The sequence below is a fragment of the Microbacterium sp. H1-D42 genome (genome assembly GCF_022637555.1).
In the GTDB taxonomy this organism is placed as follows: domain Bacteria; phylum Actinomycetota; class Actinomycetes; order Actinomycetales; family Microbacteriaceae; genus Microbacterium.
This window is the reverse complement of record NZ_CP093342.1, coordinates 597,957-618,535: the sequence shown is the minus strand read 5'-3', so window position 1 is coordinate 618,535 and position 20,579 is coordinate 597,957. Positions and strand designations below refer to the sequence as shown.

18 protein-coding genes are annotated in these 20,579 nt (G+C 68.0%); 8 read left to right on the top strand and 10 right to left on the bottom strand.

Annotated elements, in window-relative coordinates; all coding sequences use genetic code 11:
- The first annotated feature begins 163 nt into the window (after positions 1–163).
- Positions 164–883, top strand: a complete 720-nt coding sequence (locus tag MNR00_RS02815) for a DUF559 domain-containing protein (RefSeq protein ID WP_241927663.1) — start codon at positions 164–166, stop codon at positions 881–883.
- A gap of 177 nt (positions 884–1,060) precedes the next feature.
- Here the strand turns inward: MNR00_RS02815 and pheA are convergent, their stop codons facing one another.
- Positions 1,061–2,002 carry a prephenate dehydratase gene (gene pheA, locus MNR00_RS02810; RefSeq protein WP_241927662.1) on the bottom strand — a complete coding sequence of 314 codons (942 nt, stop codon included), beginning with the start codon at positions 2,000–2,002 and terminating at the stop codon, positions 1,061–1,063.
- Between the two features lie 63 nt (positions 2,003–2,065).
- Between pheA and pgm the strand changes: the two genes are divergently transcribed.
- Entirely contained in the window at positions 2,066–3,709 is a 1,644-nt protein-coding gene (gene pgm / locus MNR00_RS02805) for a phosphoglucomutase (alpha-D-glucose-1,6-bisphosphate-dependent) (protein WP_241927661.1), read from the top strand.
- Positions 3,710–3,719: 10 nt separating this feature from the next.
- On the opposite strand, the gene MNR00_RS02800 is transcribed toward pgm, so the two are convergent.
- From MNR00_RS02800 to MNR00_RS02765, 8 genes are all read right to left on the bottom strand, one after another.
- A complete protein-coding gene (locus tag MNR00_RS02800; protein ID WP_241927660.1) occupies positions 3,720–4,838 on the bottom strand; it encodes a glycerate kinase in 1,119 nt (372 codons plus the stop codon).
- Complete coding sequence (locus MNR00_RS02795; RefSeq protein WP_241927659.1) at positions 4,831–5,838, bottom strand: hypothetical protein; 1,008 nt, start codon at positions 5,836–5,838, stop codon at positions 4,831–4,833. Before MNR00_RS02795 ends, MNR00_RS02800 begins: the two co-directional genes overlap by 8 nt.
- Positions 5,835–6,848, bottom strand: a complete 1,014-nt coding sequence (locus MNR00_RS02790; RefSeq protein WP_241927658.1) for a LacI family DNA-binding transcriptional regulator — start codon at positions 6,846–6,848, stop codon at positions 5,835–5,837. Before MNR00_RS02790 ends, MNR00_RS02795 begins: the two co-directional genes overlap by 4 nt.
- A 142-nt stretch (positions 6,849–6,990) precedes the next feature.
- Positions 6,991–7,752 (bottom strand): TIM barrel protein, encoded by a 762-nt coding sequence (locus MNR00_RS02785; protein ID WP_241927657.1) that lies wholly within the window; start codon positions 7,750–7,752, stop codon positions 6,991–6,993.
- An 18-nt stretch (positions 7,753–7,770) separates the two neighbouring features.
- Positions 7,771–8,637, bottom strand: a complete 867-nt coding sequence (locus MNR00_RS02780) for a sugar phosphate isomerase/epimerase family protein (protein ID WP_241927656.1) — start codon at positions 8,635–8,637, stop codon at positions 7,771–7,773.
- A 133-nt stretch (positions 8,638–8,770) separates the two neighbouring features.
- On the bottom strand, positions 8,771–9,961 hold the full coding sequence (locus tag MNR00_RS02775; protein WP_241927655.1) for a dihydrodipicolinate synthase family protein: 1,191 nt from the start codon (positions 9,959–9,961) through the stop codon (positions 8,771–8,773).
- A complete protein-coding gene (locus tag MNR00_RS02770; protein ID WP_241927654.1) occupies positions 9,958–11,115 on the bottom strand; it encodes a Gfo/Idh/MocA family oxidoreductase in 1,158 nt (385 codons plus the stop codon). Before MNR00_RS02770 ends, MNR00_RS02775 begins: the two co-directional genes overlap by 4 nt.
- 130 nt (positions 11,116–11,245) lie before the next feature.
- Positions 11,246–12,454 carry an ROK family protein gene (locus MNR00_RS02765; RefSeq protein WP_241927653.1) on the bottom strand — a complete coding sequence of 403 codons (1,209 nt, stop codon included), beginning with the start codon at positions 12,452–12,454 and terminating at the stop codon, positions 11,246–11,248.
- A 52-nt stretch (positions 12,455–12,506) separates the two neighbouring features.
- On the opposite strand from MNR00_RS02765, the gene MNR00_RS02760 reads away from it, so the two are divergent.
- The 6 genes from MNR00_RS02760 to MNR00_RS02735 all read left to right on the top strand — a co-directional run bounded on the left by MNR00_RS02760 (position 12,507) and on the right by MNR00_RS02735 (position 18,974).
- The gene (locus tag MNR00_RS02760) at positions 12,507–13,538 is read left to right on the top strand and encodes a hydroxyacid dehydrogenase (RefSeq protein ID WP_241927652.1); all 1,032 of its coding nucleotides are present in this window, start codon (positions 12,507–12,509) and stop codon (positions 13,536–13,538) included.
- A gap of 1 nt (position 13,539) precedes the next feature.
- Positions 13,540–14,910 carry a sulfatase gene (locus tag MNR00_RS02755; RefSeq protein WP_241927651.1) on the top strand — a complete coding sequence of 457 codons (1,371 nt, stop codon included), beginning with the start codon at positions 13,540–13,542 and terminating at the stop codon, positions 14,908–14,910.
- A gap of 27 nt (positions 14,911–14,937) precedes the next feature.
- The gene (locus MNR00_RS02750; protein ID WP_241927650.1) at positions 14,938–16,215 is read left to right on the top strand and encodes an extracellular solute-binding protein; all 1,278 of its coding nucleotides are present in this window, start codon (positions 14,938–14,940) and stop codon (positions 16,213–16,215) included.
- A 73-nt stretch (positions 16,216–16,288) separates the two neighbouring features.
- On the top strand, positions 16,289–17,218 hold the full coding sequence (locus MNR00_RS02745; RefSeq protein WP_241927649.1) for a sugar ABC transporter permease: 930 nt from the start codon (positions 16,289–16,291) through the stop codon (positions 17,216–17,218).
- Positions 17,215–18,105, top strand: a complete 891-nt coding sequence (locus MNR00_RS02740) for a carbohydrate ABC transporter permease (RefSeq protein WP_241927648.1) — start codon at positions 17,215–17,217, stop codon at positions 18,103–18,105. Before MNR00_RS02745 ends, MNR00_RS02740 begins: the two co-directional genes overlap by 4 nt.
- Positions 18,102–18,974 carry a gfo/Idh/MocA family oxidoreductase gene (locus MNR00_RS02735; RefSeq protein ID WP_241927647.1) on the top strand — a complete coding sequence of 291 codons (873 nt, stop codon included), beginning with the start codon at positions 18,102–18,104 and terminating at the stop codon, positions 18,972–18,974. Before MNR00_RS02740 ends, MNR00_RS02735 begins: the two co-directional genes overlap by 4 nt.
- A gap of 21 nt (positions 18,975–18,995) precedes the next feature.
- Here the strand turns inward: MNR00_RS02735 and MNR00_RS02730 are convergent, their stop codons facing one another.
- The gene (locus MNR00_RS02730; protein WP_241927646.1) at positions 18,996–20,537 is read right to left on the bottom strand and encodes an alpha-L-fucosidase; all 1,542 of its coding nucleotides are present in this window, start codon (positions 20,535–20,537) and stop codon (positions 18,996–18,998) included.
- Between the last annotated feature and the right edge of the window lie 42 nt (positions 20,538–20,579).

Here is a 20,579-nt window from a genome sequence, read left to right as displayed (position 1 = left end):
TGCCACGGCTGCTGGCATCGGCAAGTGGCGGGCCAGCACGCCCGACCTTGTCCGCCCTTTTCGCGGAGTACGCGCCCCCGCCGCTCCGAAGACGTTCCTCCAGAATGTCGACTGCTATCGGCCGAAGATGCGGCCCCACCACCGACTCGTCGGCAGATCTGCCATGCGACTGTGGGGACTCCCTCACCCGGTCGAATGGCAGCCCGAGACATCGAAGAAGAATCGGGAGCCGCTGGAGATCGCCGTGCCGCGGAATGCAACTCCACCAAGGGCGGCGGGAGTCTCCGGACGGCGCCTCAACGCCGAACGCGCGGTGACCTGGACGGTTCGCGGGACGCAGGTCGTCGATCCTGTCGCCGCGCTGATCATTTCCGCCCACGAACTGTCCGTTGACGCGGCAGTCACCTCCATCGATGCGATCGTCACTGAATCCGCCAATTATCCGGGGCTGTACCCCGGTCGCCCCCGCTTCAGTCGCAGTGACATCGAAGCACGGGTCGAGGCCTGGGGATATTTCCAGGGACGTGGGGGCATTCTCGCGGCACTCGCCCTCGCTCGCGACGGCGTCGAATCGCCGAAGGAGACTGAAACTCGCCTGCTGCTCGTGCACCGCGGCATGCCGGAGCCGGTCGTGCAACATGACGTGTTCGACGGGCGCAGGTGCGTCGCTCGCGTCGACCTGGCTTACCCCGAGCTGAAGATCGCGATCGAGTACGAAGGCGATGGACACCGCACCAGCAAAGAACAATGGCGGCGTGACATCCAGCGGCAGCGAGAGCTGGAAGCCCGCGGATGGATCGTCATTCGACTGACGCAGGATGACCTGGATGATGCGGATGGGCTGATCGATCGCATCCGCGCCGCCATCGCGTCCCGCCGCTGACCTTCAGGCGCGGCTTGGGATGCCATCTGACGGTTCGGTTACCTTCCAACCGCACCTTTGCATCCCACGCCCTCGCGGGTGACAGGCCCGGGATGGATTCGTCGGGTGAGCGGGTCATAGCACCGGACTTTGACATCCCTAGCCTGAGACTGCCCGCGGCGGCCGCGAGCCCCGAGCCTATGCCTCCGGCTCGCCGTGGATCAGTGCACGCAGCCAGTCACGGGCCTCGACGAAGACACCGTCGGCGTAGCGCTCCGGATAGTGCACGACCTTGCGGTCGGCGCGCGGGTAGGACCCGAGGAACACCACGCGCGGGCTGAACCGACGGATGCCAAGCAGCGCATCGGCCATCCGCTCGTCATAGGCGTGCCCGTCAGCATCCACCACGAATCGGTACCGGCCCAGCGCATCGCCCACTGGCCGCGATTGCAGCAGCGACAGGTTGATGCCACGGGTCGAGAACTGCTCGAGCATGTCGAGCAGCGCGCCAGGGCGGTCATCGGGCAGCTCGACGATCAGCGAGGTCTTGTCGGCGCCGGTCGGCTCGGCCGGCTTCACCGCCTTCGACACCAGCACGAAGCGGGTCACGGCGTTGTCGTTGTCGCCGATCTGCTCGGCGAGCACCTCGACGTCGTGGTGCGCAACGATGCCGGGGGCCGCTATCGCGGCCTGCGCGTGCAGAGTGCCGTCGAGGATGCCGATGGCGGATGCCACGTTGCTGGCGGCCGGCACATGGGCGTGCTTCGGCAGATGCGCGCCGAGCCAGGCGTGGCACTGTGCGTAGGCGACCGGATGCGCGGCGATGACCTGCACGTCCTCGAGCTTGGTGCCTGGCTTCGCGACCAGCACGAAGTTGACGTTGACCAGGTACTCGCCGACGATCCGCAAGCCGGGGAGCACGGCGAGGGCATCCAGGGTCGTGGAGACTCCACCCTCGACCGAGTTCTCGATCGCGATCATCGCGGCGTGGCTGGTGCCGTCGAGCACGTCGGCGAGCGCCTCGCCGACGTTGTGCACCGGCTTCCAGTCCTGGCCGCGCGCTTCGGGCACCTGATCGAGCGCCGCCTCGGTGAAGGTTCCGGCAGGGCCCAGGTAGCTGTACGTGCGGCGTTCGTTCACTTCGCCAGCCTACTCACCCGTCACGAGGGTGCGGATCTGACGACGGCGGGGCAGACTATCTCCATGACGAGCCGTGCCGGCCTCCCTGCGGAGGAACAAGATCTGATCGACGTGGATGAACTGATCAACGCTTATTACGACCGGCATCCGGATCCTGCTGTCGCGTCGCAGCGCGTCGTGTTCGGCACCAGTGGTCACCGCGGCTCCGCATTGTCGTCGAGCTTCAATGAAGACCACATCCTCGCCACCACGCAGGCCATCGTCGACTATCGCAACAGCCAGGGCATCCGCGGTCCGCTGTTCCTCGGCCGAGACACGCACGCGCTCTCGCTGCCCGCAGAGCGCACCGCGATCGAGGTGCTCACCGGCAATGGCGTTGATGTCCGGATCGACTCCCGTGAATCGTGGGTGCCGACGCCCGCGCTCAGCCACGCCATCCTCACGTACAACCGCGAGCGCGCAGCATCCGACTCCGCCCGCGCCGACGGCATCGTCGTCACCCCCTCGCACAACCCGCCCCGCGACGGCGGCTTCAAGTACAACCCGCCGCACGGCGGCCCCGCTGACACGGACGCGACCGGCTGGATCGCCGACCGCGCCAACGCGCTGATCGCCGAGGGCCTTGCCGGCGTGAAGCGCATCAGGCACGCCGACATCGACGAGGCGACGATCGGCACGTATGACTTCCGCGATGCGTACGTGCGCGACCTGCCGTCGATCATCGACATCGACGCCATCAAGCGCGCAGGCGTGCGGATCGGCGCCGATCCGCTGGGTGGCGCGTCGGTGGAGTACTGGGCGCTGATCCGCGAGATGCACGGGCTCGACCTGACGGTCGTCAACCCCGAGGTCGACCCGACCTGGCGTTTCATGACGCTGGACTGGGACGAGAAGATCCGGATGGATCCTTCATCGCCCAGCGCGATGGCATCGCTGGTCGCTCGCCGAGGAGACTTCGACGTGCTCACCGGCAACGACGCCGACGCCGACCGGCACGGCATCGTGACTCCGGATGCCGGATTGATGAACCCCAATCACTACCTCGCCGTCGCGATCGACTACCTGTTCTCGCACCGCGCCGAGTGGCCGCGCGACGCTGCGATCGGCAAGACGCTGGTGTCGTCGATGATCATCGACCGGGTTGCCGAGTCATTGGGCCGGCGGCTGCTGGAGGTGCCGGTCGGGTTCAAGTGGTTCGTCCCAGGGCTGCTCGACGGCTCGGTGGCGTTCGGCGGCGAGGAGTCGGCGGGTGCGTCGTTCCTGCGCCGCGACGGCAGCGTGTGGTCGACCGACAAGGACGGCATTCTGCTCTGCCTGCTGGCCGCCGAGATCATCGCCGTCACCGGCAAGTCGCCGTCCGAGCGCTACGCCGAACTGGAGAAAGCCTTCGGCGCCTCCGCGTACCAGCGAGTGGACGCCCCGGCGACGCCGGAGCAGAAGGCGACGCTTGCGAAGCTGGCCCCGGATGCCGTCAAGGCGACGGAACTGGCCGGAGAGCCGATCATCGCGAAGCTCTCCCACGCTCCGGGTAACGGTGCTGCGATCGGCGGGTTGAAGGTGCAGACCGAGCACGCCTGGTTCGCCGCGCGCCCTTCAGGCACCGAGGACGTCTACAAGCTGTACGCCGAGAGCCTGCGCGGGCCCGAACACCTCGCCGAGGTGCAGGCCGAGGCGCAGGCCGTGGTGGCCGCTGCGCTGGGCGGCTGACGGCCGACCGTCAGCGCCGACGCGCGAGCACAGCGCCGGCCTCGCGCAGCCAGTGTGCCGGGTCGGCGAGGGCGGATGCCCCGGAACCGGCGAGTTCGGTCAATGACACCGAGCTCGTGAATATGCCGGTATCGGAATCTTCGTCGATGCGGCCCGCGGCGAGCATGGGCTCGGCCGAGGCATCCGCTGCCAGCGACGCGACATAGGACGGCACCTTGCCGTCGCCCGACTGGCCATCGTAGGCACCTTCGCCGGTGATGACGACATCGGCGCCGGCGATCGCGTCGGAGAGGCCGATCAGGTGCGCTACCTCTCCAGCACCGGGCGCGAGCGTCGCACCCCAGGCGATGAGCGCACCACCGACGCCACCGGCGGCGCCTGCGCCTGGTGCCTGCGCATCGAGATCGAGCAGCTTTGCGAGGTGCGCGAGCGCAGCATCCGTCCGCTGCTGATCCGCAGCATCGGTGAGGCCCTTCTGCGGCCCGAACACGGTCGCGGCCCCGCGGGGGCCGGTGAGGGGGTTGGTGACGTCGGTGAGCACGCGCACCTCATCGGCGCGGCGAAGCCCGCCGAGATCGACGCGCGCGATGTCCGGAAGGCCCCGCGCACCGGGCGCCACCTCCGCCCCCGAAGAGGAGAGGAACCGTGCGCCGAGTGCCCGCAGCATGCCGGTGCCCCCGTCAGTCGACGCACTCGACCCGATGCCGAGCACGAGCCGCGAGACGCCATGGTCGAGCGCCGCTTCGATCGCCTGACCGAAGCCCGAGGAATCGGCAGCCAAGGGACGCAGTTCGACGAGCATCTCGATCCCCGAGGTGGAGGCCATGTCGATGACCGCCGTGCCGCCTGGCGCCTCGGCGGTCGACGGCAGCAGCAGCCATGCCGTCTCGACGGGCATTCCGGCCGGACCGTCGACTGTCACGGGCATCCGCTTCGCGCCGGGCACCGCCGACGCGAATGCCGCGACCGTGCCCTCTCCCCCGTCTGCCATGGGGCGCAGCACGATCTCGGCCGCAGGCTCCACGTCGCGCCACCCCGCGGCGAGCGCGTGCGCGGCATCTGCCGCGGTGATAGAGCCCTTGAAGCTGTCCGGGGCGATGACGACTCTGCGCGACTGTCGCTCACTCACGTGCGTCTCCCCACACCAGATAGTCACTGCCGATGACGGTGACGGCGTCGACTTCCAGCGCCGACCCGCGCACGGCGGCGATCAAGTCCGCCGCGTACCCCGCCGCGCGGCTGTCGGCGAGAAACTCCGCCTCATGCTCGATCATGTCGTCATTGCCCCAGTCGCGCACTGGCATCGCGATGGATACGCGTGTGCTGTCGCCTGCGATGTTCACCCAGACCTGCACGTTGTAGACGGCATCGCCGATGTCGGCGACCCCGTCCTGCTGGTGCGCGGCCGTGTCGGCGGAGATCCGCTCGATGATCGGCACCAGGTCGTCGAACATGTCCGCCACGGCGATCGGCGGGGTGACGTCGGAGATGATCCCCATCTCGTGGGGCACCGGATCCGCGCGCGACGGATTCCAATGCACGTCCCACTCTGTCCTGCCGAGCTCCGGCTCAAGCGGCCCGCCTGAGATGATCTCGCGGATGCCCGCAGCGCCCTGCGCCGTATCACCGTCGAGCTTGACCCCTACGATCTTCCAGTCACGGGCGGCATCGCTCTGCTCGTCGGCCCGGTAGATCGACACCCACTCGCTGCGCAGCATCCGGTCCGCGAGCAGCGCCCATCCCTCATCGCTGACACCGCTCCAGTCGTCCGCCTCGAGCGAGGTCGGATGCTCGGTCCGGACCGACACGATCGAGCAGGTGCTGCCCGTGTCCGTGCCGTCGATGCCCGACAGCACCTCGACGAGCTCGTCTGCGGTGACGTTCTCGCGCATCTGCAGCCGCACCTCGCATCGCGGCATCACATTGATGTTCGGTTCGACGATGTACGCGTCCACTTCTCCCCGGTCGCCGACGAGGGCTTCCGCTGCAGACACCGCCGACCACGAGGCGACTGTCATGGGCGCACACGCACGGAAGACCACCACAGCCAAGCCCACCACCGCAGCGATGACGACGCCCCGGATCACCCAACTCCGTCGTCGACGGCGCTGGTCCGCTTCTGGGCTCACGGCGTCAGCCCTGGCGTGCTCTCGCGCACCAGCACCTCGAGATCCATTGCCGGCTGCTCCCACTCGGCATCCACTGTGGCGCGGAACGCCTGATACCCGAGGTCGCTCAGTGGCACCCGAACGGTCGTCAACTGCGGCGTGACGTCACGGCTGACGGGCACGTCGTCGAAACCGGTCACGGGGATGTCGGTTCCGACCGTGCGCCCCGCTTCGCGGATGGCTTTCATGGCGCCGATCGCGACGACGTCGCTGAGCGTGAAGACCAGCGTGCCGGCATCCACTCCGTCGGCGAGCGCCTGCGTCATCGAAGTCATGCCTGACTCGCGCTCGAAGGTGCCGCGATAGGTGCGCTCGACCTCACCGCCGCCCGCCGCGAATCCGGTGATGAAGCCGGCGAGGCGGTCGTCGGACGTGCGCACGCCTTCGTCGGCGGCGATCGCGATCGCGCGGCGGTAGCCGAGGCGCGCCATCTCGCGGCCGAGCCGCTCGGCGCCGCCGCGGTTGTCGATGCGGATGCTGCGATCACCGCCTTCACCGAATGTGACTGTGCGTCCGCCGAGGTCGCCGAAGGCGGCGAGTTCGGCGAGCGAGGTGCTGTCGCTGTCCCCTGTTCGCGAGGCCGCGAGGATCACGCCGCGCGGTCGCTGTCCGCGCAGCGCGCGCAGGATCTTCGCTTCGCGGTCGGGGTCTCGCTCGGTGATTGCGATCGTCACGATGAGCCCTTCCTCATCGGCGCCGTGCGCGACGCCTGAGGCGATCAGCCCGAAGTACGGGTCGGCGATGTCGGCGACCAGCAGGGCGATGGCGGCCGAGGTGCCGCGGGCGGTGGCCTGTGCCGACGCGTTGGCGGTGTAGCCGAGGTCGTCGGCGGCCTTCTCGACCCGCTCGCGGTAGGACTCCGCGACCTTGCGCTCGGAGCCGTTCAGCACGCGCGATGCTGTCGCCAGCGAGACACCGGCCTCGCGGGCGACGTCGTGCAGGGTGGGCGATCGCCGCGCGTCGGAAGTCATGAGGTGAGCCTATCGACGGGCGCGTGCGGGTCGTGCTTCATGCCGCTCTCGGGACCCAGGACTCGTCCAGGTCGCAATGGATGCCGCTTCGACGTGCGAATAGCGGCAACCATTGCGACCTGGACGGGAAGACCGACCCAGGTCATCGCGCCTCGGCGAGCCAGCGGCGCAGGGTCGCGGCCTCGGATGCCAGCAGCATCGGGTCGTCGTCGGGTACGAACTCCAGCAGGGCGTCCCTCGGCGGCGCGGGCTGTGCGGCGGCCGCAGCGAACAGCGCCCGCCACAGGCCCTCCCGTACATCCAGTCGAAGACGCTCAGCTGCTGGCCACCACGAGAACACGTGCACGGCGCTGGTGTGCACGGCCACGGCGTCGTACTCGGCGAGCGCGACGGCATCTGGCGCGTCGACCGACGGCTGCCAGTACGTCGTCAGCGCAGGGCTGTCGACGTCGGCCAGCAGCCGCAGCACCGCCTCGGGGTTGTCGGCGAGCGTGCCGCGGTGGAACTCCAGTGCGAGGGAGATGCCGCGATCGGATGCCTCGGCGGCAGCATCCGACAACCTGGCGACCACCTGTGCGTACTCCTGCGGCGTCGCGTCCGCGGAGTCGAGCTGGCCGGCCCAGATGCGCACACGGTCCGCGCCCAGCGCGGCCGCACTGTCGAGGATCGGTGCGAGGGGCTCTTCGGCGCCGGCGCGGAAGTACGAGCCGTACGAGGCGACGGCGAGTCCGGCATCCGAGGTCATCCGCGCGACTGCGGCAGCGCGCTCGGGGTCACCCGGCGGCACGTGCACGTCGCCGCCCCACTCGATCACCTCGAGCTTCGCGTCCGCGGCGAGCGCGACGATCCGCTCCGGCGTGAGCTGCCGGAACGTCACAGAGCACAGTCCAGGTCGCACAGTCATCTCCTCAGTGTGGCCCGGTCAGGGCAGATGCGGCGAGACGGTGGCGGTGAAGGATGCCACGGTGCGCGCCACGACAGCGGCCGGATCATCGTTCCAGATGTCGGCGTTGAAAAGCTCCACCTCGATGTCGCGGTCATAGCCGGTCGCGACGACCGCACTCGTGAGCGAAGCGAAGTCGATCACGCCGTCGCCCATGTAGTGACGCGACAGCAGCACGTCAGCAGGCAGGGGTGTCGCCCAGTCGCACACCTGGTACGTCGCGATGCGGCCCTCGCGCCCGGCGCGGGCGATCTGCTCGAGCACCTGTGGATCCCACCAGATGTGGAACGTGTCAACAGCCGCACCAACGGCTTCCGGAGCGAAGTCGGACGCGATGTCGAGCGCCTGTCCGAGCGTCGAGACGACGCAGCGATCAGATCCGAACATCGGATGCAGTGGCTCGATCGCCAGCGTCACACCGGCGCTCTGCGCGTAGGGCACGAGCTCGCCGATGGCGTCACGCACCCGCTCACGCGCCCCGATCAGGTCGCGCGACCCTTCGGGCAGGCCACCGGCGACGAGAACCAGCACGGCGGTTGAGCCCTCGGCGCCGGCCGCCGCGAGGGCTGCCGTCTCGTCGATGGCTCGGCGGTTGTCCTCGAGTGCGGCATCGCGCTCCGGGCCTGCAGGCAGCGTGAAGAACCCGCCGCGGCAGTGCGTCGAGAAACGCAGACCGGAATCGGTGAGCATCTTGGTGGCCGTGTCGAGGCCGACCTCGTTCACCGGCTCGCGCCAGAGTCCGATCGACTGCACGCCCGCATCCGCTGTCACGCGCAGGGCGGTCTCGAGGTTCGCGTACTTGATGGTTGCCTGGTTGATCGACAGGCGGGGATGCGGGACGGTCATCGGGTCGCTCCGTTCGCCAGTGCCGGGTACGGCTGGCGGGAGCTTGAACGCTTGGCAGGAGGAAGCCCGGCGTGTCGCCCGCCATCCGTGATTTCGCCCGCCATCCGTGTAGTGGCCGCGAGGTTGATACGGCTCATGCGTCCAATCCGTTCACGCTGATGCCGTTCAGGAGCAGCATGTCGTGCCAGCGCCCGCGGGCCAGCTCCGGATCTTCCAGCGCCAGCGAGGCGTTCGCCAGCTCGACGATGCGCGAGAGGTGAGGAAGGCTGCGTGCGGAGTGCAGCCCGCCGACCATCTGGAACGCCGGCTGGTGGCCGTTCAGCCAGGACAGGAACGCGACGCCCGTCTTGTAGTAGAACGTGGGAGCGGCGAACACCTGGCGGCTGAGCTCTTCGGTCGGGCCGAGGATCTTTTCGTACAGCGCGTGGTCACCGGCATCGAGCGCCTGGATCGCCGCCGACGCGACCGGCGTGATCGCCGCGAAGGCGCCGAGCAGGGCGTCGGAGTGCGTGCGCTTGGCGTCGGAGGCCCCGGAGTCGCCGATCAGGCCGACGTAGTTGAAGTCGTCTCCGGTGAACATCCGCACCTGTTCCGGCAGACGAGAGCGCACCGAGAGCTCGCTCTCGGCGTTGAGCAGACTCATCTTCACACCCGAGATCTTCGCCGGGTTCTCGTTGATGATCTCGAGCAGGACGTCGGATGCCGTCTGCCAGTCGGTCGCGCCGAAGTAGCCTTCCAGTGCCGGGTCGAATGCCGTCCCCAGCCAGTGCAGCACGACCGGCGTGGTCGCGGACTCGAGCACCGCCCGGTACACCCGGCGGTAGTCGTCGGCGCTGGTCGCGACGCGAGCGAGATGACGGGATGCCATCAGCACGGGCCCTGCACCCTGCTCTTCCGTGAAGTGCAGTTGCGACTTGTACGCGTCGATGATCTCGTCGAGCGAGATGCGTTCCTCGAGAATGTGGTCGGTGTTCACGCCGACCACGACCGAGCCGCCTTCTTCGCGGGCGACCTCGGCACTGCGTGCGATGAGCTCGCGGGTCGCGGTGGCGTCGAGGCCCATGTTCCGCTGCGCGGTGTCCATGGCATCGGCCACGCCGAGGCCCCACGAGTACACGTTGCGCCGGAACGCGAGCGTCGCGTCCCAGTCGATGTCGGCGGGCTGGCCGGGGGTGTTGTCGGCGTGCACCTTGGGCACGACGTGCGCAGCCGCGTACGCGACGCGGCTGCGCAGCGGCGACACAGGGCGCGTGTACGCACCGGAGTCGTTGAGTGCGGCATCCGACGTGGTACCGGATGCTGACAGCAGGCGGAGCTGGGTCATGACAGGCTCAACTGGTCGAGCACGACCTTGCGGCCCTCGGCGCTGGAGGTGAGGCCGGCCTCGGCGAACTGCACGCCCTTGGCGCCGGCCAGCAGGTCGAAGGCGTACTCGGTGCCGAGCACGTACGACTCCAGGTACTCCTCCCACTGCTGGCGGAAGCCGTTGAGGAAGACGTCGTTGGTGGGGACGTTCTGCCAGTCGGCGTCGTAGTCGTGCGTGTCTTCGAGGTCGGGGTTCCAGACCGGCTTCGGGGTGGCGTTGCGCGGCTGGATCTTGCAGCCGAACAGTCCGACGACGGCCGAGCCGTGGGTGCCGTCGACCTGGAACTCGACCAGCTCGTCGCGGTTCACGCGCACGGTCCACGAGGAGTTGATCTCGGCGATGATGCCGCCCTCTATCTCGAAGATGCCGTAGGCGGCGTCTTCGGCGGTGGCGGTGTAGTGTTCGCCCTTCTCATCCCAGCGGTCGGCGATGTGCACGGCGGCCTGCGCGTAGACGCTCTTGACCTCGCCGAACAGGTTCTCGAGCACGTAGTTCCAGTGCGGGAACATGTCGGTGATGATGCCGCCGCCGTCTTCGGTGCGGTAGTTCCAGCTGGGCCGCTGCGCGGGCTGCCAGTCGCCCTCGAACACCCAGTAGCCGAACTCGCCTCGCACCGAGAGGATGCGTCCGAAGAAGCCGGAGTCGATGAGGCGCTTGAGCTTCTGCAGACCGGGCAGGTAGAGCTTGTCGTGCACGACGCCGGTCTTCACGCCTGCGGCCTTGGCGAGGCTGGCGAGTTCGAGGGCTTCTTCGAGCGACTCGGCGGTGGGCTTCTCGGTGTAGATCGCCTTGCCCGCCGCGATGGCCTTGCGGATCGCCGTGGCGCGAGCCTTGGTCACGAGGAAGTCGGCGTAGATCTCCCACTGCGGGTCGGCGAGCGCCGCGTCGAGGTCAGTGGTGTAGTCGGCGATGTCGTGCTTCGCGGCGAGCTCGGCGAGCTTGGCTTCGCTGCGTCCGACGAGGATCGGCTTGACGGTGACGCGGGTGCCGTCGGAGAGTTCGATGCCGCCCTGGTCGCGGATCGCGAGGATCGAGCGCACCAGGTGCTGGCGGTAGCCCATGCGTCCGGAGACGCCGTTCATGATGATGCCGATCTCACGCACGTCGGTCATGGTGGTCCGTTCTCTCAGTTGCTGGAAGTCATCGCGCTACACCCGACTGGGTAAGCGCTTTCCGCCATAAAACCAGGTTCTGTGCGCAAGCGCAACCTCGGGGGCGCCAGAGAACTGCGCGAGCACCAACTCAGCGAGCGTCGGCGGTGAAGAGCTCGTTGATCATGCCGTAGCCGGCCCCGCGGGCGAAGACATCGGTGTCGGCGGGGGTCAGCGCCAGCGGCGGAGCAGGCGTCTCGCTGTGCGCGTACTCGAGGGTGAAGGCTTCGCGGCACGCGCGCTCGAACGCCGTCCCCTCCAGTTCCGGCGCCTGCACGAGAACCAGCTGCTCGGGTCCGAACATCTTGGCTGTGTTCGCCATGGCGATGCCGAGATGGCGACCGCCGTCGTCGAGCACCGCACCAGCCTCCTGGCCATCCAGGGCATCGCCCGCGCTTCCGCGACGCTCGATCTCGGCGCGCATGCCCCCGATGCTGCTCCACGTCTCCAGGCACCCGACGTCACCACAGTGGCATGGCCTGGCCTCATCGCGCGGCCCGGGCGCACCGTGGGCGAAGCCCCCGGCGGCGCCCGCATGTCCGCGGTGGATCCGACCACCCACGAGCACCGACGCGCCCAGACTCACCCCCACGCTGAAGATGATCGCATCGCGCTCGGCGAGATCGTCGTCGAGCAGCAGCAGCCCGGTGGCGAACGCGTTCACCAGGCTGTCGATCACCACGCGTGTGCTGCAACGCTGCGCGACCATTTCGGCGAACGGCACGTCATGCCAGCCGAACGAACCGCTGTGTCGCACGATGCCGCGAGGGCGATCGACGATGCCCGACAGTGCGACGCTCACTCCGAGCATCCGAGCGTCTGCAACGCGTTCGCGCACGGCGCTGACGGCGGCCGCGACAGCGTCAGCCGCGGCATCCGGCGAGACGTTCTGCAGCGACTCCTGATGCGTGGCGACCACGTCGCCGCGCAGATCGACGAGCACGACCTCCACGCTGTCGATGGAAAGCCGCACGCCGGCCGCGACGACCGCGACGCTGCCGAGCTGGAGCAGACGCGCGGGGCGTCCGCCGGTGCCGCGCAGCACCTGACTCTCGATGAGCAGTCCGTCCCCCACCAGCTGCGCCGTGATCCCCGTGACGGTCGCGGGACTCAGGCCGGTGATGGCAGTGATCTCCGCACGCGAGGTCTCGCCGCGTCGGCGAACGACGTCCAGCACCAGGGCCTCGTTGATCTCGCGGATCAGCGCCTTGCTGCCCACGCGTGCCGCGGACCGCTGCACCTCTGCATTCGATGCCATCGCATTCACGCCGTCTCTCCCGCCGTTCGCCGTGTCCCTCATTCTATTATTTTTGTCATTGACAAAACGAATCTGGGCTGATTGAATTCTCGGCATGCCGAACGAAGCCGTCCGCCAGCACCACAGTGAAGTGCCGGGCACAGAGCCCCGCCTCCTGGTGAGCATCGCGCCCCACGAGCGCGCCGCATTCTTCCCTGCGGGCCCCGCTGCGGCGCTCGCCGACATCACCGAGTCGATCGACATCATCGACCCCGCCGACATCGCGGACGCAGACCTGCGACACATCGACATCGCCGTGGTCGCGTGGGGATTCCCGGCATTCGACGCCGCGCTGCTGGCTCGCATGCCGCGACTCGATCTGGTCGTCAACGCTGCCTCCTCGGTGCGGGCCCTCGTCACCGATGATTTCTGGAACGCCGACATCCCGATCACCCAGTCCGGCGCCGCCATGTCGCCCGCTGTGGCCGAGATGTCTCTCACCCTCACTCTGTCGCTGCTGCGCCGAGTGCACCGCATGGATCACGCGCTGCGGACGGGCGCCGCCTGGGATGAGGCCCGCACAATCTCCCGCGCCCGCGAGATCTCTGGTGCCCGCATCGGCGTCGTCGGCGCGTCTCGCACGGGTCGCGAGTACATCCGAATGTGCGCAGCTCTCGGTGCCGACGTGCGCGTCTACGACCCCTACGTGACCGACTCGGATCCACTGCACCCGCACGTTCTCGGCCTCGACGAACTGCTCGCCTCCAGCGATGTCGTGGCGCTGCACGCGCCCGCCACCGACGAGACCCGCGGCATGATCGGGCGGCGCGAGCTCGCGCTGCTGCGCGATGGGACGTCGCTCATCAACACCGCCCGCAGTTCCCTTGTCGATGAGGACGCCCTCTACGAGGAAGTGGCATCCTGTCGAATCGACGCGGCACTCGATGTCTTCGATCCGGAGCCTGTCGCCACGGACGACCGCTGGCGCAGCCTGCCGAACGCACTGCTCACCGGTCACGTCGGTGGCGCCACGGCGGAGTCGCGCGCTCGCGCAGGCCGCATCGTCGTCGACGAGGTCGCCCGCTTCCGGGCCGGCGCCCCCCTTCAGCACGCAGTGACCCGCGCGACTCTCGAAAGGATGGGCTGAGATGTCTCGCAGCATCCTCATCCTGCACTGCCACGACCTCGGTCGATTCGCCGGCGCATACGGCGTGGAGACCGTGAGCACCCCGCACATCGACGCGCTCGCCGATGGTGCCACGCTGTTCGAATCGGCATTCGCCACCGCTCCGCACTGCAGCCCGGCCCGGGCCTCGCTGTTCACCGGGAACTACCCGCAGCAGCACGGTGTGCTGGGCTTGGCGCACCAGCCGTTCGGCTGGGATCTGATCGACCCGAGCACCCACATCGCGCACCGCCTGCGCGACCAGGGGTACCGCACCGAGTTGATCGGCGTGCACCACGAGTCCGCCGACCTGCCGGACGACCAGATCGCCACACGCCTCGGCTTCGACCGCGCACGCACCGCCAGTGATCGTGACACCGTCGTCGCGCGGGCGCAGGAGGCGCTGGCGCTGGCCGCGACCTCCGAGCGCCCGTTCTACCTGCAGGTCGGCTTCCATGAGCCGCACCGCACACCCTCCGACCGCGATGACACCGGCATCATGGGATTCCTCGGCGATGCCGTCGATCCCGACTCTGCCGACGGCGTCTCGGTGCCGTCGTACCTGGCCGCGACAGATGAGGCCCGCGCGGAGATCGCGGAGCTGCAGGGCGCCGTGCGCTACATGGATGAGGGAGTCGGCTCGATCCTCGCCACGCTGGAGCGACTGGGGCTCGATGAGGACACCGTGGTCGTCTTCACCACCGATCATGGCCTCGCACTCCCCCGCGCGAAGTGCACGCTGTATGACGCCGGCGTGGGCGTGGCGCTGATCATCCGCGTGCCCGGCCGCCCGCTATGGGCGGCTCGCCGCATCGGCGGACTCGTGAGCCATGTCGACGTCCTGCCGACGCTGATGGAACTGACCTCGGCAGGCCCCGTCGCCGACGTCGCAGGCAGCAGTCTCGTCCCGCTGGTCGAGGACGACGTGCCCGCCCGCGAGCACGCGTTCGGGCAGCTGACGTACCATACCTACTTCGATCCCAAGCGATCGGTGCGCTCGTCGGATGCCAAGTTGATCCTCAATCTGTCGAACGCTCCGCAGGCGATGGACCCGACGCAGTCGTGGATGCACCGCAGCGTGCCGGTCGATCTGCGCGGGCCGACGATCGGCACCAGCCCCGTGCTGGAGTTCTACGATCTGCGGACCGACCCGAACGAACTCGACAACCGCATCGACGACACTGCCTATGCAGATCGGATCGCCGAACTCGCCGAGGCCCTCCAGGACTGGATGCGGCGGGTCGATGATCCGCTGCTCTCGCAGCCCACCTCACCCCGCCATGCCCAAGCACTGTCCACCCTCGCTCAGATCGTTCGCGCACGCCCGACCGCGGACGCCGCGCTCGCGATCTGAACCCACCCCGAAAGAGAGATCCCTGCAATGACGCACCGCATCGCCCGCGCGGCGGCCCTCACCGCGGCAGCAGCACTCGTGCTGACCGCCTGCTCGTCCAACGACTCTTCGTCCGAACCCGCCGCTGACGGCGAGGTCTCGGGTGAGGTCACCATGTGGATGTACCCCGTCATCAAGGACGAGGCCGCCAGCAAGGAGTTCTGGACCGGCGTCGAGAAGGACATCGAGGACGCGAACCCCGGAGTCGACCTGAGCATCGAGCTGCAGCCGTTCGCCAAGCGGGATGAGAAGATCTCCGCAGCTCTCGCCGCCAACTCCGGACCGGATCTCGCCCTGGTCACCCCCGACATGGCGGCCACGTACCTGAACGTCGGCGGCGTGCTGCCGATCGACGACGCCCTGCCCGAGTCCGAGCGCGACGCGTTCGTGCCCAGCTCGTTGAAGGCGACCACCTTCGACGGCAAGCTGTACGGTCTGCCGATCTTCCAGAACGTCGCCACCAACGTCGTCAACACCAAGATCTTCGAGGATGCCGGCCTCGAGGTCCCCGACACGTGGGACGAGGTGCTCGAGGCCGCGCCGATCCTGGCGCAGAAGGGCATCGCCGTGATGGACTACGCCGGCACCACCGAGCAGACGCTCAACCTGTCGTTCTACCCGTTCCTCTGGCAGGCCGGCGGCACCGTCTTCACCGAGGACGGCTCGGACATCGCCTTCGATTCGGATGCCGGTGTCGAGGCGCTCTCTTTCCTCGTCGACCTGTACGAGATGGGCGGACTGCCGGATGAAGCGCCGACCGCCTCGATCAACGTCGACGGCTCACCGTGGGCCGCGGGCAAGGTCGGCATCCATACCAACGGCCTGCCGGCTGAGGTCGAGCCCCTGCGCGCCGCCGTGGGCGGAGAGGGTGTCGAGGTCGCCCTTCCGTTCGAGAACGAGGAGCGCGTGACCTTCGGCAATCCTGGTCTGCTCTCGCTGACGTCGATCAACAAGGACGAGAACCGCGCCGCTGCGCTCGCCGTGCTGGAATACCTCGCCACGCCGGAGTTCCAGACCGAGCTGAGCGTCGCGTCCGGCAACTTCTCGCCGCGCACCGATGTCCCCGCGCCGGGCGAGGGTGCCGACTACGAGACGCTGCAGGAGGTGCTCGAGTTCTCCAACCCCGGCGAGCCCAGCCCGGCAGCACGCCCCGTGATGGCCGCGCTCGCACCGTACATCCAGTCCGCGCTGCGAGGCGATCTGTCGCCCGAGGAGGCTCTCGACAAGGCCGCCGCCGAGGCGCGTGCGATCCTCGAGCGCAGCTGACCACTTGTGTGGGGGCCGTGACCCGCGACGGCCCCCACACACTTTCCACACTTCCGCCGAGAAGGGCCTCCTCATGTCCACCGCAACATCCGCATCCCGACGGTCCGACGCGATGATGCGCCCCGGCAGTCGCGCCGCACGACGTCGTGAGGCGATCGCCGGCCTGCTGTTCGTCCTGCCGACGATCGTGATCTTCGTCGTGTTCAAGTTCATCCCGATCGGCGGCGCCGGGGCGATGAGCCTCACCCGCTACCGCCTCAATGGCGACGTGGAGTTCATCGGCGCCGACAACTACACCCGCCTCTTCCAGGATCCGCACTTCTGGCAGTCGCTGTGGGTGACGATCGGCTATGTTGCGATCTTCGTCCCATTCATCATCGCCGTATCGCTCGTGGGCGGGCTCCTGCTCAACGGGCTCTCCCGAACCAGTTCGCTGTTCCGCGCCCTGCTCTTCATCCCCTATCTCAGCTCGTTCGTGCTCGCCGGCATCATCTGGAAGTGGATCTTCGCCGCCGACGGACCGATGAACGCCGCATTGGGCGCGGTCGGCGTGGGTCCGATCCCGTTCCTCACCGGGGATCAGTGGCTGGTCCTCGCCAGCCTCGCCGCCGTCGCTGTCTGGAAGGGGTTCGGGTATTCGATGCTGATCTTCCTGGCCGGCCTCAAGGCGCAGCCCGCCGAGGTGCATGAGGCCGCCCGCATCGACGGCGCAGGACCTTGGAAGTCCTTCTGGCACATCACTCTGCCATTGCTGAAGCCCGTGGTCTTCTTCGTGCTCGTGATCGAGACGATCGTCGGCTTCCAGGTCTTCGACACGATCTACGTCATGACCGGCGGCGGGCCATCGCGCGCCAGCTACAGCATCATCTACTTCCTGTTCGACCAGGGTTTCCGGTTCTTCGACTTCGGCTACGCAGCCGCCATCGGACTCGTCCTGTTCGCGATCGTCCTCATCCTCTCGCTGATCCAGCGCTACTTCTTCGAAGGCAGGGAAGAGAAATGACAACCGTCTCATTCGAAGCGCCCGTCGCGGCCACCGACCCGACGACTCCCGGTGGCCGACGCCCCATCACCCGCCGCCGCAGGCCGAAGACGAAGCCGTGGCCGATCATCGCCCTCAGCGTCATCTCGCTGTTCACCGTCGCCCCGCTGATCGCCGTCGTCATCCTCGCGCTGACGCCCGAGCACGCGCCGACGATCCCGTACACATGGCCGTCCGAGTTCACCTTCGACAACCTGACGCGCATCTTCAACGTCGGCGCCTTCCCGCAGTGGATCTGGAACTCCCTCGTGTACTCGGTGGTGTCGGTCGTCGTCATTCTGCTGACGGCGTCGATGGCCGCCTACGCACTGGCACGCAAGCGATTCCCCGGCCAGAACATCGTGTTGTGGTCGATCGTCGCGACCCTCATGGTGCCGATGCAGGCGACGCTGATTCCGATGTTCATCATGATCGCGGACTGGGGTGGCGTGAACACCCTGTGGGGACTGATCCTGCCGACGCTCGCGAACGCGCAGGCGGTGTTCCTCATCCGCCAGTTCGTGAAGGGGATGCCGGACGAGCTGTTCGACGCGGCACGGATCGACGGTGCCGGCGAATGGCGCACCTTCGTGCAGATCGTGCTGCCGCTGATCAAGCCGGTGCTCGCGACCCTCGCCATCTTCGTCTTCCTGTGGCACTGGAACGATCTGCTCTGGCCGCTCATCATCGGCCAGTCCGATGAGGCGCGCACGCTGACGGTCGGCCTCGCGTCGCTCGACAGCGACACGATCTCGACGTCGAACATCATGTCGGCGGCCCTGATCAGCTTCATCCCCTGCCTGATCATCTTCATCTTCCTGCAGCGCCACATCGTGGAGAGCATCGCTGCGAGTGGGATCAAGGGATGACGACACGGCAGCTCCGCTTCGGACTCATCGGCATCGACTCGTCGCACGCTCCGCAGTTCACCCGCGTGTTCCGCGACGGTCGCGTCGAGGGCGGGCGGGTGGTCAGCGCATGGCAAGCACCCGCGGTGACCGACTTCCCGCTCAGCCGGCGTGCGGAGGATCATGCCCTGGTGCTTCCGCAGCTGGGCGTGCAGCTGCTCGAGACGCCAGAGGCCGTCGCGGCAGCATCCGATGCTCTGCTGCTGGTCGCCTCCGATGCGCGCACCCGTTTCGAGCACGTCCGTCGCCTCGCACCTCTCGGCCTGCCGATCTACGTCGACACCCGGTTCTCGGCTTCGCCGGAGGAGACGGATGCCCTGCTGAGACTCGCCGCTGAGCACGACACCCTCGTGCTCAGCGGTTCGCCCAAACGGTTCACGCCCGAGTTCGCCCCCGTGCGCGCAGCGGAGGTCGAGACCCTCGAGCTGACCGGCCCGATGGTGGCGCAGCCAGGGCATCCGGGGCTCGCCTGGTATGGCGTGCATCTCGTTGATCTCGCCGTCGCCGTGTTCGGCCCGGGATGCACTCGCGTGGAACCGGCAGGAGAGCGCCTCAGGTTGGAATGGCCCGATGGGCGCTCCGCGACCATCGGCGGATCGGCCGAGTGGGAGCCGTGGACACGGGGCACGGCACGCACGGTCGACGGCGGCACGATCGATTTCGCGATCGAGGCCGACGAGCACATGCTGATCGGCCTGCTCAACAGTGTCGTGGAGTCGTGCCGCTCAGGCGAGCCGAACATCACGGCGCCCGAGATCCGCGAGATCTCTCGGGTCGTCGCGGCAGGCACTGCTGCACTCGCCGACGACGCACCCGTGTCGCTGCGCTGACCGCTCCGGGTACACCGCCGCTCAGGGAGCGGTGCCGTTGTGCAGGAAGTCGCGTCGCTCGATGCGAGGCGGGCGCTGCACCGCCACTCTGAGCCCGAAGCCATCCTGCAGATCGACGGAATCGGGAAGGTGCACCCGCAGGGCGTCGCCATCGCGCCGCCAGACGAGCGGCTCGAGATCGCCGAGCAGCACGACCGACTCCACCTCTCCTTCGAGGAGATTCAGCTCGGACGCCAAGCTTCGCACCACGACATCACGCGACTCGGCAGTCACCGCGAGCACGTAGAGGTAGTCGACATCGGCATTGGTTCGCCAGGTGAAGCGGAAGTCGCCGTGCGCGAGCTCGAACGGCGCCGCATCGATCATCGCCCCTGCACGGGATGCCGTGGGCCCCTCACCGAACACCCGCCATGGCCGGGTTCCGTAGACGCCCTCGCCGTTGACGTCGAGCCAGCGACCGACGCCTCTCAGCAGCTCCGCCTCTTCGCTCGGCAGAGTTCCGTCAGCCTTGGGCCCGACGTTCAGCAGCAGGCATCCGTTCTTCGAGATGACGTCGACGAGCTCGCTCACGATCTCGCGCTGCGTCTTGTAGTCGTGGGTGTCGATGTGGCCCCACGCGTTGCGTGACACCGCGGTCTCGTTCTGCCAGATCTCTGGGCGGATGCCGGCGGATGCTCCGCGTTCGACGTCGAAGACGGCCGTCCCTGGGCGGAACGCCTCGTTCTTGTAGAACAGCACGACGCCCCGCCCCCACTCGGCCGCGCGGTTGTAGTAGTACGCCGCGACCTTGCGGAGGTAAGGCTCGAAGCCGGGTGCCTCGATGTAGAAGTCGAACCACAGCATCTGCGGGCGATAGCGATCGATGATGTGCACGGTGCGCAGCAGCCAGTCCTGGAGGAAATCCTCGTCCGGGCTGACCTCCTCGCGAGCGGCCGGGCCGTACAGGTCACTCCACTCAGGCTCCTGCACATCGGTCTCGCCGACTCTGCCGCCATTGAAGAACCACCAGTTCTCCGCACGGTGCGAGGAGGCGCCGGCTATCATGCCGAGTTCACGGGTGGCCTGCGCGAGTTCACCGAAGGCATCACGACGGGGACCGACGAGCGGTGCCCGCCAACGCGTGCGCGGCTCGTCGTACATCGTGAAGCCGTCGTGGTGCTCGGCGACCGGAACGACGAATCGGGCGCCGGCCTGCCGGAAGAGCGCCGCCATCTGCGGCGCGTCATAGTCGGCCATCGTGAATCTCGGCAGGAAGTCCTTGTAACCGTGCTCTGCCAGCGATCCATGGTGCTCCCGGTGCAGAAGGTGCTCCTCGCTGCCCCGGCGGTACATCAGACGCGGGTACCACTCGCTCATAGTCGCCGGGACGGACGCCGCACCCCAGTGGACGAAGATCCCGAACTTGGCATCGATGTACCAGGTCGGCGGCTCGTACGCTTCGAGCGATTCCCAGGTGTCCGAGAACGGGCCCTGCGCGATGATCCGTTCGACCTCGCGAACCTCGGCGGCGTCGTCTTCGCTCGATGGGCGGATACGGGGCGGCACCCACGTCAGATCAGGCATGCATGAACTCCTCGTGCCTCTGCAGCAGCCAGTCGGCTACGC